This is a genomic window from Aquimarina addita (genome assembly GCF_039539305.1).
GTDB classification, from domain to species: Bacteria; Bacteroidota; Bacteroidia; order Flavobacteriales; family Flavobacteriaceae; genus Aquimarina; species Aquimarina addita.
In genome coordinates, this window is sequence record NZ_BAABCW010000001.1 from 130,525 (window position 1) to 146,868 (window position 16,344).

The following is a 16,344-nucleotide window of genomic DNA, read 5'->3' on the forward strand; positions in this document are numbered from 1 at the left end:
CATAAATGAATATTTATTTTGATGAAGCTGGAAATACTGGCCAAAATTTACTTGATGAAAATCAACCTATTTATGTTTTAGTTTCACACAATTTTTCAATTGAAGAGGCAGAAGCAATATTATCACCACTAAAAACAAATTCTTCAGAAGTTCATTTTAAGAATTTAAAAAAATATCCAAAATATCAAAAACCAATTAAGGAAATATTAAATAATCCCTTGATTAAATATGAACGAATCAAAATTGCTTATTACAATAAAAAGTATGCTCTTTGCGTACATTTAGTTGACCAGTTAGTCGAAACAACCTTTTACAATCTAGGTCTAGACTATTATGAAAACGGACTGAATATTATGTTTGCGCAATCTCTCTATTTACAAGCTCATTTATTTGAATCAAAGCTTGAATACACCGAATTATTAGAGCGATTTCAAAAAATGATTAGAAAAAAAGATTATGAATCCATAGATTCCTTCTATTTGAAAGCAGAAGAAATTTTTAATCACATCGAAAAAGAAAGCGAAAAAAACTTCTTCTTTCCAATTCTAAAAAGTAAAGACTTTATTGAGGACATACTAACATCAATCAAAAAGTTTTCTATTGATTTAGCATTACCATCCTTAACAATATTGAGTGACGTTTGGTATAAAAATGAAAATGTTAGTATTAAAATCATTCACGATGATTCAAAACAAGTTGAATTTTGGAAAGACTACATTATTTTTATGGCAAAACACATTTCAAAGAAAAAGGTAGATGTTGGATTTGACGAAAGGAAAATGACCTTTCCATTGCAAATAGATTCAATCGAAATGGTTGACTCGAAAAATCACATTCAAATACAACTTTCAGATTTAATAGCAAGTTCATTCGCTTATTACGCTAAAAATATCTTACTTGAACAAAATGAAAATGATACACTTTCGAAGATAATTTCTGATTCGAAATTGGCTAATATGAATGTTCATCCATTACAACCCGATTTGTCATTTTTTGAAAAAGACTTTAAGAAAGGAGAAAATGATATAAATCCACTCGATTTTTTAGCTGAAAAAAGTTTAGAAAATAAAGATAAATTTAATGATTCATATCCAAAATAACTTCTGCTAACACCGTGCATAAATCATAGCTATTATAAGCTTTCCGAGAGATTTTTCTTATCTGCAAAGTACACCAAATTTTCTATTTGGATTTATTTAGAAAAGAAAATTAAACGTAAAAATAAAAAATTCGGCTCGTGCATAATCTGGAAAGTTAGTGTCTATTTATACGCTACGTTTCATACACAATACCGTTAGTGGTAATCCCCCCATAGACTCCAAAAAAGTCTTCAGTACGTATGCGAACGTAAAAATGAATAAATGTAAAACATTGATAAACAGTAAATTATTTTTACGTTAGTCAGAATTAAAAACACATCATTATATTGAATAGTAATCAAGAAAAAGTATTGAATATTATAAGTCAATTTTCATTTGGAGCTCCTTTTATTTTTGCTCCAGATGAATATAAAAAAGGAAATGCTACAAGAGAGCCTGCCGACTTAGTATACGCTTGTAACAATACTATTTTTTTAATTTATGCGAAACAAAAAAATAAACCGAAAAAGGGATTAGCTTCTGAAATTATTTTTAATAGAAGAAAAACATTAATAGAAGATAATATAGGGCAATTAGAAGGTTGGCTGAGAGAATGGAAAAACGGAAGAAATATAATAGGTAAAAATGAGTTTGGTAGTTTCGATATTAGTTTTGGAGAGTATGAAAATGTAATAGGTCTTGGAATCATTAACTATACCGAAGATTTCACCATATTCCATAAAGAGTTGGCAACCAAATTAAATTTAAAACATTGTTTATCAATTTCAAATGATAGTTTTGATAAATTATTTCGAGCTGGGTTTTCATTATTGGATTTGGGTATTTTAATAAAGTCGATAACTTTAATGTCAAAAGACAATATTATACCTGTTAATAAATTAATTGACAACTATTTCTCTAGTTCGATGAAAAGAAGTTCAAAAGAGAAAATTGATATTAATATTTTAAAAGAAACTGACATTTATTTTAATAATTTAAAATCTCAAATTAACGTTAATAAAAAATCCAAGGAACTTCAAGGTATGTCTGAAATTTTGAATGACTTGAAATTATATGAAACTATAAAAATAAAATATCAAATTTCTATATTATCTGAAAAATTCAAAAAAGATATAAGACAGTGGCAAATTGTAATGATTCCTTTAGAAAAATATAAAATCATTATTGGGTTTTCAGCTTGGCAAAATTGGCACGTGATAATAGATCATTTTATAAAAACAATGAAAACTTATGAAAATGATGATGGTTTAATCGGTATGTTGTATGAATTAAATACTCTATGTCCAATGGTAAACCTGTGTCTTGAAAGAAAAAACAAGAGTAAAATAGAAATACTATTAAAATAAAAAAACTACCACTAACAATGTATCCTATGTAAAGCCCTTTCCCTAGTCCTAGGTTAAATTTACGATATTTTTTTATTTTATTTATTTCATTATGATGATGATTTTAGAGTGTTGGAATGTTGGCAACGCTATTAAAGCGTTGTCAATATTTCAATACTCAGCCCTATAAGTAACTCCGCATCCTATATGTGGTAGCTGTTCTATAAGCTCCACCAGCATCTCTATGATTATGATTGGCCAACAAGGCAACTTTCTATAAAATGTGATAACTTATAAAAGCTTCATCTATAGTGTTTAGTTGTCCCATTCTGAGCTAAAAGTATTTTCGAGTTTTTAGGCTTATTATTTTCTTTTTTTTTAACTTATTACTCCTATTTGATATGGTGTTTCTGTTCGTATGACTGCATGAATTCTACTCAACAGTTTTCTAGCAACCTTTATTAAAATGCGTTTGACATCCTTGCCTTGATGGGAACGATAATACGCTTGCATCACAGGATCGAATCGTAAAGCTTGCCAAGTAGCCTCTACCATTTAGCTTTATCCCCTCTAGCTTCATTTTACAACTGGTACAGTCAATAAAAGTCCACAAAAAACATTTTAAAAGACACAGGTACACCAAAATAAAAAATAGATCAGTTACAAACCAAACATGCAGTATTTTTTAAATACTATCTATGCACTAAATTCAGCTATTCAACCTATATTTATAAAGACTAACACTACCATGGTGCTTTAGAAAAAAATACAAGAAAGAATGGGATTAGATCTATCATTAACGGCAATTCCAAAAGAAGGAACTACTATTCTTGAAAAAGCTAAACGTAGACAAAATTCAGAATATAGTACTATTATTTTTTCACTACATCGAGCTTTTGACACAAACTTTAATGACTTTGGACATTCTGAATGGATTGAGTTTAAAAAGGATGCTCAAAATTTAGCTAAACACTATCCTAACAAAAAATTTGAAAACAAGTATTATCTAGATACAAATCGTACCTATGAAGTCTTTGATTATCTGATTGCTAAAAAGTTACACCCAAATAGAAATTTTAAAGAGACACCTCCTTTCTTTTATGATGGAATTCTATGTGATTTTAGTCAGTCAGGACAAGGGCATTATCTTATGCTTTGGGATTATAAAATTATACAAAAGAAAAATGATATACTAAATCGCTTCGATTTTGAACAATACTATGAGATGTATAATTTACAAAATATGCTGGATGAAGGCGTATATAAGATACATCAGATTGCAGCAAATACGCAAGAACTAAAAAGTATCTTCAATCAGATTAAAAAATTCCTAAAAAATGCGCTCGAATTAGAAGGCTATGTTATCGTGTTCAAAATTTAATAGTAAAGGATATAGATTGGTTTGCTAATTTCTTCTTGCTATGATTTTTTTAAGTATTTCAACCAACACACTACCTTTACAACAAGTGATTACTTTGTGAAATTCTGTAAGAGCAATGTAAGTCGTGAAGCATTAGAAAAACATCTTTATAAAAGGATAAGAATGCTCCCAAAACCATGACCCTAGAAATCGAAATTCTTGATGGGTATTAGGATATCTGTGATTATTCGGATATCAACAGTTATCAAAAACAAAGCAGAATCGGTATGCATGCTGTTATTCATCAAATAATTGAAAATAAATAACAAACTAAGAAGTTGAAAATCAAATGTTTTACTAAATAAGCAACGACTAAGTAGTTAGAAAACATGTTCCCTGCTTCATTGTTAAAAAAATATTAATTTACCATTGTTTTCTATCACAACCAGTATCTTTAAAAACTAATTCATCTTTACACTAACTCTTATGAAGAAACTATACTTATCACTGCTAGTGATTATCACGGCATTGAATGTATATTCTCAGGAATATTTCCCAACAAATAGTGGAGTACAAACTACAGATAGTAATTTCACTGTATTTACAAATGCGACAATTCATACATCTCCTGACACCAAAATCAATAAGGCTACATTAATTATACAAAAAGGAATGATTACAGCGGTAGGGACCAATGTGACCATTCCAAAAAATAGTCTTATCATAGATCTCAAAGGAAAACATATCTATGCTTCCTTTATTGATCCATTTACTAATTTTGGCATCGAGAAACCAACAAATAAAAATGGCCGAGGTAGAGGCAGCAATCCACAATACGATGCATCACGAGGAGGGTATTACTGGAATGATCATATTAGACCAGAGACCAATCCTATCCATGATTTTAAATATGATACTAAATCAGCAGATATCTATCTCAAAGAAGGATTCGGAGTTCTCCATACGCATATGCCAGATGGTATTGTAAGAGGCACAGGTCTATTAGTAGCCCTCAATAATGAAGGAACTAATGGCAAACGGATGCTAAGTGATCAATCAGCACAATTTCTTTCTTTTTCTAAAAGCGTTAAAAGTAAGCAGACATATCCTACTTCGTTAATGGGCTCGATGGCTTTGATCCGTCAAATGTATCTCGATGCTGAATGGTATGCCAATGGAAATTCTACCACAAAAGATTTATCTCTAGAAGCACTGAATAAAAACAAAAAACTACCACAGATTTTTGAAGCAGGAAGTCGACTGAATGGTTTTAGGGCTGATAAAGTAGGAGATGAATTTAATACACAATATATTATTGTAGGTGGTGGCGATGAATATGCCCGAATTGATAAGGTAAAAGCAACAAATGCATCTTATATCATTCCTTTAGATTTTCCTGACGCCTATGATGTATCCGATCCGTATCAGCAATCCTTGGTGAGTCTGGGGCAAATGAGGCATTGGAATCAAGCACCAACGAATCCGGCTGTATTATCAAAAAATGGTATCCAATTTTCATTTACTACACACAAATTAAAAAAAGTAGCAGATTTCAATAAAAGAATCTTAATAGCTATTGAAAACGGACTGGATAAAAAAGCTGCATTAGCATCTCTAACTACTATCCCGGCTAAGATCTTAGGTAAAAGTGATCTCTTAGGAAGTCTTAAGAAAGGGGCGTATGCCAATTTTTTGATTACTAAAGATGAATTATTTACAAAAAATAATGTCATTTATGAAAACTGGGTACAGGGTCATAAAAATATAATACACGACATGAACCTTATGGATCTTACTGGTAACTATGATCTTACCGTAAATGGGACCACCTACGATTTATCAATTACCGGAAAGCCAACTGCTCCAAAATCCAATATAAAACTAGGAGAAACAACACTAGGGAGTAAAATAAATTATAAGGACAATTGGGTTTCTATTGTTTTTACTGATACCGATACTACTAAAAATCAATATACACGAATAGTTGCTGATATAGATAATAACCCTGCACTATGGAGCGGCAAAGCTATTTTACCAAACGGCTCAGAAACTTCATTCAATGCCAAAAGGAAACCGAGTGGCACTGATAAAAAAGAGAAAGATTCATTAACCGATAAAAAAGAAATCCCAAAAATAATGCCCGTTACATACCCTAACATAGCGTATGGAGCATCAAAATTACCTAGCGCTCAAACCACACTATTTAAGAATGCAACTGTTTGGACTAATGAAGCCTCAGGGATTCTTACTGAAACAGATGTACTTGTTAAAAATGGTAAGATTACCTCCATAGGTAAAAATATAAATGCTGGAAATGCTATGGTAGTAGATGCTACAGGAAAACATCTTACCGCTGGAATTATTGATGAACATTCTCATATTGCAGCTGCCTCCATTAATGAGGCAGGACATAACTCTACTGCAGAAGTAAGTATAGAAGATGTAGTTTCTCCTGATGATATTAGTATCTATCGTAATCTTGCTGGTGGAGTAACCTCAATACAGGTACTTCATGGATCTGCTAATCCAATAGGTGGTCAATCGGCGATCCTAAAATTAAAGTGGGGAGAATCCGCAGAAAATTTAATCTATGATAACGCACCCAAATTTATCAAATTTGCTTTGGGCGAAAATGTAAAGCAAAGTAATTGGGGAGCTGAAGAAAAAGTTCGCTTTCCACAGACACGCATGGGAGTTGAGCAATTATACATTGACTATTTCACCAGAGCGAAAGCATATGAAGAGCTGAAAACAAGTGGAAATCCATATCGAAAAGACATCGAAATGGAAATACTACTGGAAATTCTTAACGGAAAACGTTTTATAAGTTGCCACTCTTATGTACAAAGTGAAATTAATATGCTAATGAAGGTCGCAGAAAAGTTTAATTTTAAGATCAACACCTTCACCCATATTCTGGAAGGTTATAAATTGGCTGATAAGATGGCTACTCATGGAGTAGGCGGCTCTACCTTTTCTGATTGGTGGGCTTATAAGTACGAGGTAAATGATGCTATTCCTTACAATGCTGCTATTATGCATAATCAGGGTGTTACGGTTGCCATTAATAGTGACGATCCGGAAATGTCGCGGCGCTTAAATCAAGAAGCTGCTAAATCGGTAAAATATGGAGGAATTAGTGAAGAAGATGCATGGAAATTCGTAACTCTCAATCCTGCTAAATTACTACATATAGATACCCGTGTAGGAAGTATAAAGGTGGGAAAAGATGCTGATCTGGTATTGTGGTCTGATCATCCTTTATCTATTTATACCAAAGCTGAAAAAACAATGATAGAAGGTGCTATCTATTTTGATATAGAAAAAGATAAAGCCATGCGTACTGCAATGGCTTCAGAAAAAAATGAATTGTCCACCATGATGCTAAAAGCAAAAAACAAAGGACTAAAAACACAACCCGCTAAGAAAAAAGAAAAACAACATTTTCATTGTGAAACTGTAGAGACTATACACTAATCAATAGCGACTACAGAAACTTATATCTGTTATAAAAAAATAAAAAATGAAAAAAATATACTATCTCTTAGTGCTCCTTCTTTTCTATTCTGAAAAGTCTGATGCTCAACAAACTCCTGCCAAGGATCAATTAGAAACGATTACTATCACAGGCGCAACAGCTCATATCGGTAATGGTACTCTGATCAAAAATAGTATTCTGATATTTGAAAATGGTAAAATTACGGCAATAGGAGAAAACGGAAGTACTCCCGCAAAAGGGAACATAATAGACGCTACAGGAAAACACCTTTATCCTGGTTTTATTGCTCCCAATTCTACTCTGGGATTAGTAGAAATTGCTGCGGTACGTGCGACCAATGATGATGAAGAAGTGGGCTTATACAATCCACATATTAGAAGTATCATTGCGTATAATGCAGAAAGCAAAATAGTGGAGAGTATGAGACCTAATGGTATATTGATTGCCCAGATAACACCTCGTGGAGGCACTATCTCTGGTACTTCATCCATTGTTCAGCTGGATGCCTGGAACTGGGAAGATGCTGCTATAAAAATGGATGACGGGATTCATATCAACTGGCCTAATCCTTTTAAGCGAGGACGGTGGTGGCTGGGAGAAGATCCCGGATATACTGAAAACAAAGAGTATACGAAAGAAGTAAATGCAATATCGGACTATGTTGCACAAGCCAATACTTATACAAAAGATGACAACAACACAAATAATCTTCCGTATAGAGCTATGAAAGGTATTTTTGATGGTTCACAAATAGCATATATTCATGTAGATACAGAAAAAGCAATACTAGATGTTATCTCATTTACTAAAGAATTTTCCATTCCAAAACTTGTAATTATCGGAGGATATGAAGCCTATAAGGTAGCACAACAACTAAGACAAAATAATATCGCAGTATTGTTAACGAGAACGCATAGTACTCCTAAAGGTGAAGATGAAGATTATGATCTCCCCTATAAGAGTGCAAAAACTTTAATAGATGCAGGTGTATTAGTTGCATTACAAAATAGTGGACAAATGGAGCGTGCCAATGCAAGAAATTTACCTTTTCAGGCTGGTACCGTTGCGGCACATGGATTGGATAAAGAAAAAGCTCTTCAACTCATAACGGGTAATAGTGCAAAAATATTAGGGATTGATGCTACCACAGGTACATTAGAAACTGGTAAAGATGCCACTTTATTCATCAGTATTGGAGATGCGCTGGACATGAGAACCAATCAGTTAGAAAAAGCTTTTATACAAGGTCGTGATATAAGTCTGGAAAGTCATCAAACAAAACTTTGGAAACGATATAGCCAGAAATATAGTGATTAAGAATTATGATTTTCGATTAATTATATTCTGTTAAAACTTAATAGTATTCATTGTTTTAGTGCTAATTGTTAATCAGTTACTACATTCTCCATTATTAATATCGTCAATTGTCGGATTATATAAATTCCAGGCAACATCATATAAAGATGGAGAAATACTATTTTGAACCAGATTCTCAAGACTACAAAAATCACTTAGCAAACCATTTTTAAATACCTCAAAACTAGTGATTACTGATGACAAATTATCTAAACCATTTAAGCTGGTCAAAGCATCATTATTATTTATTAATAATCTATTTAATCTTTCTATATGTAGTAAACCTTTAATGGATTCCAGTTTCAAATTATTTTCAACAAAAATAGAACCATCAACTGAAGTTATACTTTGAAGAGCATCAATATTAAGAAGACTTTCGTTAGCAAGTATTTTTATATTTCCCGTCAATTCTCCTTCAATATGTAATCCATCTAAATTAAGTAATGAATCATTAGCCGCTATGAATAAATCATTATTCAGGCTTTTAAAAGAGTTTAGTCCTTCTAAGTTTACTAAAGAATGGTTTTCTCCAATAGAAAAGCCACCTTGGACTCTTTGCAACTTACCTAAATCGTAAAGATTTGATAATTTATTATGGTTAGTTATGGCAAAATAACCATTAACCGTTGTTAAAGAGTTTAATCCAGATACATTAAGTAATTTATCATTACCTCTCAAATATAAATTACCTCCAATTGAAGTAATATTATTTAATCCTTCTAAATTAAGTAAACCTTCACTATCTACAATATTGCAAGCTCCACTCAATGAGATAATATTCAGAAAGCAATTCAGACTTGTAATTAATGGATTATAGTTTATATCTATGTTAGCAAGGGTTGATATCTTTTTTAAAGCACTAATATCTTCAAGAAAATGATTATTTACTAAACGTAGTGTTCCTATGTTAGTGATATTATTTAATCCTTCGAGATTTATTAAAGACCTACTATTAGAAATAATTAGATCATCTCTTACTACTTTTATTGAAGCCAAACCAGATAAATCTGTTATCGGAGTAATTACAAAATCATTTGAGTCGTCAATTAATAATGATCCATTGATTTCTTCATACAATTTAGAACTAAATTCATCTACTTCTTCTTGATTTTTCAAATAAACATCTCCAAAATATGACTCTCCCACTACATCATTTATTGTTATCGTAATTGAACTCACCTCATACACGTCAGAATCCGAACTTGAAATTTTAATCTTACCCGTTATTTCTTTTATATTTTCATAATCAAAAAATGAATTATTTCTAACATATAATTCTCCAGTAGTAGAATTAATATCAAATGCAATGTTAAGTGGTTGCTCAAGAATTGAAAACAAAATAGTTCCTCTGTTTACAGAAGCAACAACAGTTCCAATTACCTGATTTACTTCAGGGTTTTCATTAATATTAAAATTCATATCCTGTGTTTGGATAATAACTTCCAAAGCTTCTTGATCCGCTGAATCATCTTTACTACAAGAAATAACAATAATAAATAGAAGAAGTGTCGTGTAATTATAAAATTGTCTAATCATTTTCCCTGATTTTAAAATATTTCTTTTGAATGAAATATTATTTTTTATTATTCCGTGCAAATTTCCCAAATCTCTTGCAACCTACATGTGACTATAAATATAAAACAAATAACAAATTGATTTTCAAACTACTACTCATAACATAATTAAACATAAAGTTACTTATATTCATTACTAATACAAGTCAGAATGTAATTATATAACTCATTGAAATAAATTTTGACAACATTGTTAAAGGTAACCCTCTTTTGCAAAAATCGATTTTTAAAGACCTACAATACTTTTATAGCTAACACTATTTTTATAATAGCAAATTTTATAAAACTACTTTCTTCACTCAAAATAATTTTATACCTCTCTTTCAGGTTACTATTGCAAACATTTACAAAATAATTAGTAAATATTGGGTCTAAGAAAAAAAACCAGTTAAATTTTAAAAATCTAACTGGTTTCATAATAAATTTTATTTTCCTTTATGAACTAAACAATACTTTAGATCCCCATCTTATCCATAGCATATTCAGTTTTAAAATTCCGTGCAACCGTAACTCTTACAGAGTCATAGATGTCATTTCCTCCTCGAGACCTCCATACCGCTTTTACCCCTTCCTTAAATAACCAATTAAATGAAGGTGTATAACTAGGTCTCGGCACCAAATGCATTACTTGAGATGATTCTAAAGCTTCTGCATACATCTTTGCTGCAAGATCCTTTAGTTCATCATTAATAGTATGCACTGTTATCGTATTTTTTGGATAAAAAAAGTTTAAAATTTCTACGACCATCTGATCATCCTGAAGTGAACTCATAAAAAAAGTATTAAGAGATTATATATTTATTAAATGACACCTGTTAAGGTACTAATAGTAAGTGATAGTAACCACTGATATGTTATACAAAGTTCACTTATTTTCCCCAAAAATAACACCCTGTTTTCAGTGAAAAACAACAACAATTTACCACTGAATTATAACAACACACTAAAAAACTCTTTGTAATTTAATAAAAATCAAACATCTATGCGTAACTTATTTCAAGATATTACATATAACATTTACTAACCTCTAGAATAAATAGGTTTCAATTCAATATACTTTTATTCGTTCGTTGATTTTTTATAAAATGATATGTCTTTTTTCTCTGTAGTTGCAACTGCATTGACAAAATCCACTTCCTTTCTGATTTTACCTACCACTCCTTTCTCAAAATTCCTCCATTGTAAAGCTTTTGGTAATAATAAACCATTTACATCATTCCAATCAGAATATTGAATTAAGCTTATTTTATCACTAATCTCTTTGTCAAAAAAAGTAACTGTATATCCCAGATATTTCATTTGAAAAGTAGTAGAATCATAATACAAAAAATAATTATCCTTTGGTGAGTCTCCTATTCCATCTTCATATGTTATTTTATAACCAGGGTAAGATTTTCCTTCCACAGAAAGATCAGTCACTTTTTCATAACTAATTCCATCATCACCTAAAACAAAAGGCATTGCATAAAAGTAAAACATTAAATTATGGTAAAAACGAGGATCTCTTTTAAAGTAAGTAGAATCTTGTACTACCCAAGCCTCTTCACCATCAAAACCTATGGTATAGTTCTTAGATTCTATACGAGCATTTCTGGTTTTTAGGTCTGTGATATGTTTTTCATTACCATTGGGTTTTACGATTTCAAAAGTAAGTGTTTCTTGCATATCAAACAATTGAATTCCTCCATGGGCTTTGAACACCTCGGCTATCTCTTTAGGAAAATTCTTAGAGCGATCAGAAATACTATTTTCTGTGGTTGAAAATTCTTTAGTTACGATCTCTTTTGTAGTTGTTTTCTCTTGTTTACAAGACAATAGCATGGTAGTAGCTAACAGAATCATTACAATTTTCTTCATCTTATTTGATATATTTAAATTAGCATTTAAGACCACAATAGTCGTATCATATTTATATCCTTTCAAAAAACAGTAACAATCTTTAATTGATGAATATCAGAAAAAGTATACTTTTTCAAATGGAAGTTATAACTACCTTCCTCCACGCACGATAAAATAAATAATACAAAAGGGAATAAAAGAAAGTATGTCCTATAAACAAAAACGTTAGGTTTTCTGCTTTTTCTTTTTAGCAGCCGGAAAAAGTACGTTATTAAGAATCAAACGATATCCCGGAGAATTGGGATGTAGCTCCAGCTCTGTTTTAGGATCACCCACCCGATGTTGATAATCTTCTGGATCATGACCTCCATAAAAAGTAAAAAATCCTTTTCCCTTGATACCATGTATATATCTGGCTTCATTATTTGTTTTATTCTCTCCGAGTACCAATACATTTGATTTGATTTCATTAGAATCATAGGCCGTGGTTTGCCCCATAAATCCTTTTACCAATGCCGTATGATTCTGACATAGCATGGTAGGAATTGGATCCCATTTTGCAGAAAAATCCATTAATGTAAAATAATCAGTGGTTTTAGGAATACGACGTTTGCGTGTCATATCTATTGATGAAAACTCGTATACATTTGGACTTCTTTCTAATGTAAAATCAGTAAATGCAAAAGTTTTACTAAAATCAATTTTAGACTGATACCCCGGTTCGCTCGGATCTCCATCAAACATAGGCTCACAAATATCCACACCTTCTGCGGCTAATGCTATCTCAAAACTATCTGTAGCACTGCACATGGCAAAAATAAAGCCTCCACCAACAACATAATCTCTAATTTTAAGTGCAACTGCTAATTTAGCTTCTGACACCTTTTGGTATCCCAGGTCTTTTGCTAATTTTTCAGCTTTTGCCTTTTCTTTAGTATACCAAGGTACCGCTCTATAAGTGGCATAAAACTTCCCATACTGTCCCGTAAAATCTTCGTGATGTAAATGCAACCAATCATAAAGTATAAGGTTATCTTCTAATACTTCTCTATCATATATCGTTTCATATGGAATTTCTGCAAAGGTTAACACCATCGTTACTGCGTCATCCCAAGGTTGATTACCTTTTGGAGAATACACTGCAATTTTTGGTGCTTTTTCTAAAACAACAGCCTCCATATTCTGAGACGGACTGCTGATTTCTAAAAGAATCTCTTGTGTTTCTGCATCATTTACAACTTCATATGAGACACCTCTAATGGTACATTCTTTTCTAATATTTTCTGTATCTGGTAATAAAAAAGAACCGCCTCTATAATTCAATAACCACTTTACCTTTAGATCCTTACTTAATGTCCAATACGTAATTCCATAGGCTTTTAAATGATTTTCCTGACTCTCGGCATCCATAGGAATTAACACATAAGATGCATATGTAGAAAACCCTGACAAAAATATCAGGATTAAAATAAAAAACTTTTTATATGCACATCGTAGTTTCATACAGCGGTTACTTTTTATTTCTTAAAGTTAAAAGATAAGAAATCAAGAATCATTTTACGAAAAAAGTATCGTATGTTTTACATATTAATTTCAAAAACTTTATCAAAATGGCACATCATTATCATCAGAGTTATTAAAACTACTACCAAACGCTTCATCTGCACTTGGTAAATTTTTAGTTGTAAAAGGATCTTCTTCTTCATTATCATTCATCTTCGAGTTAAACTCAAAAGGTGTACTAAAGTCATCTAAATTATCAAATTTACCAAGGTGACCAATGAATTTTAACCTAATATTCTCTAAACCACCATTACGGTGCTTTGCTACAATAAACTCTCCTTGCCCTTGTGTAGGGGATCTCTCCTCATCATCCCATTCATCAATTTTATAGTATTCTGGTCTAAAAATAAAGGCTACGATATCTGCATCTTGCTCTATCGCTCCGGATTCTCTAAGATCACTTAACAAAGGCCTCTTACTTCCTCCTCGAGTCTCTACAGCACGCGATAACTGTGATAATGCAATCACAGGAATACTTAATTCTTTTGCTAATGCTTTTAAGTTTCTGGAGATCGTAGATATCTCTTGCTCACGATTTCCATTTTTTCCACTACCACCAGCTGTCATTAATTGCAAATAATCAATAACTATCATTCTAATTCCATGCTGAGAAGCTAAACGACGTGCTTTTGCTCTTAAATCAAAAATGGATAATGATGGCGTGTCATCTATAAAAAGTGGAGCTTTTTCGAGATCTTTTACTTTTACATTCAGTTGCTCCCATTCATGCTTCTCTAGTTTTCCTGTACGTAATTTCTCTGAAGAAAGTCCTGTTTCTGAAGAGATTAAACGTGTAATTAATTGTACTGAAGACATCTCTAAAGAAAAGAAAGCAACCGGTATATTTTGACCAACAGCCATATTACGTGCCATTGATAAGGTCAAAGCCGTTTTTCCCATACCAGGACGAGCTGCAACGATAATTAAATCACTAGGTTGCCATCCGGATGTTAACTTATCTAATTTATCAAAACCAGAAGGCACTCCGCTCATCCCCTCTTGATTAGCAATTTCTTGTATTTTTTTCTTAGCCTGAATTACTAAGTTCTGTGCAGTTTCTGTGGATCGCTTAATATTTCCTTGTGTAACTTCATACAATCTGGATTCTGCCATATCCAAAAGATCAAAAACATCTGTAGTTTCGTCATAAGACTCCTCGATGATTTCATTTGATATTTTAATCAGACTTCTTTGGATATATTTTTGCAGAATTATGCGAGCATGAAATTCAATATGTGCAGAAGAGGCAACCTTTTGCGTCAATTGTATCAGATAAAATTCCCCTCCCGCTAATTCTAATTTTGCATCTTTTTTTAATTGGCTAGAAACCGTTAATAAGTCAATTGGTTCTGAATTTTCGAAGAGTTTAAAGATAGCTTCAAAAATATATTTATGTGATTCCCGATAGAATACATCAGGATTCAATATATCGATAATTTCATCAACTCCTTTCTTATCGATCATCATTGCCCCCAACACAACTTCCTCTAAATCAGTTGCTTGAGGAGGAATTTTTCCTTTTTCAAGCGAGATTACGTTCCCCTGACCGTAATTAACTTGCTTAGTTTGCTGTACTTTTTCCATAGCTACGAAAGTAAAAAAAATGTAAAGAGATGGACTGTAAACAAAGGTAGTCAATGTTCACTGGTCTTCAACAATTCAACTGTTAATAACTTAATTTTATTGTTAATAAGCATAAAAAAATCTGAAGTTGCTAACTTCAGATTTAAGGTATCAAGTGGTTCTTTAAGGGTTACCCTTTAAACGATCCCATATTTGCATATTTGTCCATTCGCTTTTCTACCAATTCTTGTGGTGATAAGTTTTTAAATTCATCATAAGATGTTAAAATTTTATCTCTTACAGTTCTGAATGTAGTTTCACGATCATTGTGAGCGCCTCCTATCGGTTCGCGAACTATTTCGTCAATAACCTTTAACTTGGCACTATCTGTTGCTGTCAATTTTAAAGCTTCTGCAGCGATTTCTTTTTGCTCCCAGCTTCTCCACAATATAGAGGAACAATTTTCTGGAGAAATAACAGAATACCACGAATTTTCTAACATTAACACTTTATCTCCTACCCCAATTCCTAGGGCTCCACCACTAGCTCCTTCTCCAATAATTACTACAATAATTGGCACTTTAAGCCTTGTCATCTCCAGTATATTCCTGGCAATTGCTTCTCCTTGCCCTCTTTCTTCTGCTTCAAGACCTGGATAAGCTCCTGGAGTATCAATAAAACTTACCACAGGAAGTCCAAACTTTTCTGCACTTTTCATCAAACGAAGTGCTTTTCTATATCCTTCAGGATTTGCCATCCCAAAATTACGATATTGTCTGGTTTTTGTATTATACCCTTTTTGCTGGCCTATAAACATAAAACTTTGATCGCCTATCTTGCCTAAGCCACCGATCATTGCCTTATCATCCTTTACATTACGATCTCCGTGTAATTCTAAGAAAGAATCACCGCATATGGCATTGATGTAATCTAAGGTATAAGGTCTGGACGGATGTCTGGACAACTGAACCCGCTGCCAGGCAGTTAAGTTTTTATATATCTCTTTTTTTGTCTCCTTTAGTTTCTTCTCTATCTGCTTACAGGTATCGGTAACATCAACATCACTCTCCTGACCGATGGCGCATGCTTTTTGAAACTGCTCTTCGAGCTCTTTAATCGGAAGTTCAAATTCTAAATATTCCATAACAAGAATATATTTTTATTT

The 16,344-nt window shown here is 32.2% G+C and carries 12 protein-coding genes; 5 read left to right on the forward strand and 7 right to left on the reverse strand.

The window, feature by feature from the left end; translation table 11 throughout:
* Nucleotides 1-5: 5 nt before the first annotated feature.
* Together ABD816_RS00600 and ABD816_RS00605 are read left to right on the forward strand one after the other, a co-directional pair.
* Complete coding sequence (locus ABD816_RS00600) at nt 6-1,100, forward strand: DUF3800 domain-containing protein (protein ID WP_344923809.1); 1,095 nt, start codon at nt 6-8, stop codon at nt 1,098-1,100.
* Between the two features lie 326 nt (nt 1,101-1,426).
* Nucleotides 1,427-2,446, forward strand: a complete 1,020-nt coding sequence (locus ABD816_RS00605) for a hypothetical protein (protein ID WP_344923810.1) — start codon at nt 1,427-1,429, stop codon at nt 2,444-2,446.
* A 357-nt stretch (nt 2,447-2,803) separates the two neighbouring features.
* Here ABD816_RS00605 and ABD816_RS00610 read toward each other — a convergent pair whose 3' ends face one another.
* A complete protein-coding gene (locus ABD816_RS00610) occupies nt 2,804-2,980 on the reverse strand; it encodes a hypothetical protein (protein ID WP_344923812.1) in 177 nt (58 codons plus the stop codon).
* A 223-nt stretch (nt 2,981-3,203) separates the two neighbouring features.
* On the opposite strand from ABD816_RS00610, the gene ABD816_RS00615 reads away from it, so the two are divergent.
* The 3 genes from ABD816_RS00615 to ABD816_RS00625 all read left to right on the forward strand — a co-directional run bounded on the left by ABD816_RS00615 (nt 3,204) and on the right by ABD816_RS00625 (nt 8,601).
* On the forward strand, nt 3,204-3,806 hold the full coding sequence (locus ABD816_RS00615; RefSeq protein WP_344923815.1) for a DUF1877 family protein: 603 nt from the start codon (nt 3,204-3,206) through the stop codon (nt 3,804-3,806).
* A gap of 465 nt (nt 3,807-4,271) precedes the next feature.
* Complete coding sequence (locus tag ABD816_RS00620; protein ID WP_344923817.1) at nt 4,272-7,262, forward strand: amidohydrolase family protein; 2,991 nt, start codon at nt 4,272-4,274, stop codon at nt 7,260-7,262.
* A gap of 46 nt (nt 7,263-7,308) precedes the next feature.
* Entirely contained in the window at nt 7,309-8,601 is a 1,293-nt protein-coding gene (locus tag ABD816_RS00625; protein ID WP_344923819.1) for an amidohydrolase family protein, read from the forward strand.
* 72 nt (nt 8,602-8,673) lie between these two features.
* On the opposite strand, the gene ABD816_RS00630 is transcribed toward ABD816_RS00625, so the two are convergent.
* The 6 genes from ABD816_RS00630 to ABD816_RS00655 form a co-directional block, all read right to left on the reverse strand.
* The gene (locus tag ABD816_RS00630) at nt 8,674-10,176 is read right to left on the reverse strand and encodes a cadherin repeat domain-containing protein (RefSeq protein ID WP_344923821.1); all 1,503 of its coding nucleotides are present in this window, start codon (nt 10,174-10,176) and stop codon (nt 8,674-8,676) included.
* A 492-nt stretch (nt 10,177-10,668) separates the two neighbouring features.
* Entirely contained in the window at nt 10,669-10,986 is a 318-nt protein-coding gene (locus ABD816_RS00635; RefSeq protein ID WP_344923822.1) for a hypothetical protein, read from the reverse strand.
* Nucleotides 10,987-11,273: 287 nt separating this feature from the next.
* The gene (locus ABD816_RS00640; RefSeq protein ID WP_344923824.1) at nt 11,274-12,071 is read right to left on the reverse strand and encodes a DUF6503 family protein; all 798 of its coding nucleotides are present in this window, start codon (nt 12,069-12,071) and stop codon (nt 11,274-11,276) included.
* A 207-nt stretch (nt 12,072-12,278) separates the two neighbouring features.
* On the reverse strand, nt 12,279-13,463 hold the full coding sequence (locus ABD816_RS00645; RefSeq protein ID WP_425549103.1) for an asparagine synthetase B: 1,185 nt from the start codon (nt 13,461-13,463) through the stop codon (nt 12,279-12,281).
* 195 nt (nt 13,464-13,658) lie between these two features.
* Nucleotides 13,659-15,200 carry a replicative DNA helicase gene (gene dnaB / locus ABD816_RS00650; RefSeq protein ID WP_344923828.1) on the reverse strand — a complete coding sequence of 514 codons (1,542 nt, stop codon included), beginning with the start codon at nt 15,198-15,200 and terminating at the stop codon, nt 13,659-13,661.
* Between the two features lie 169 nt (nt 15,201-15,369).
* On the reverse strand, nt 15,370-16,323 hold the full coding sequence (locus ABD816_RS00655) for an acetyl-CoA carboxylase carboxyltransferase subunit alpha (RefSeq protein ID WP_344923829.1): 954 nt from the start codon (nt 16,321-16,323) through the stop codon (nt 15,370-15,372).
* Between the last annotated feature and the right edge of the window lie 21 nt (nt 16,324-16,344).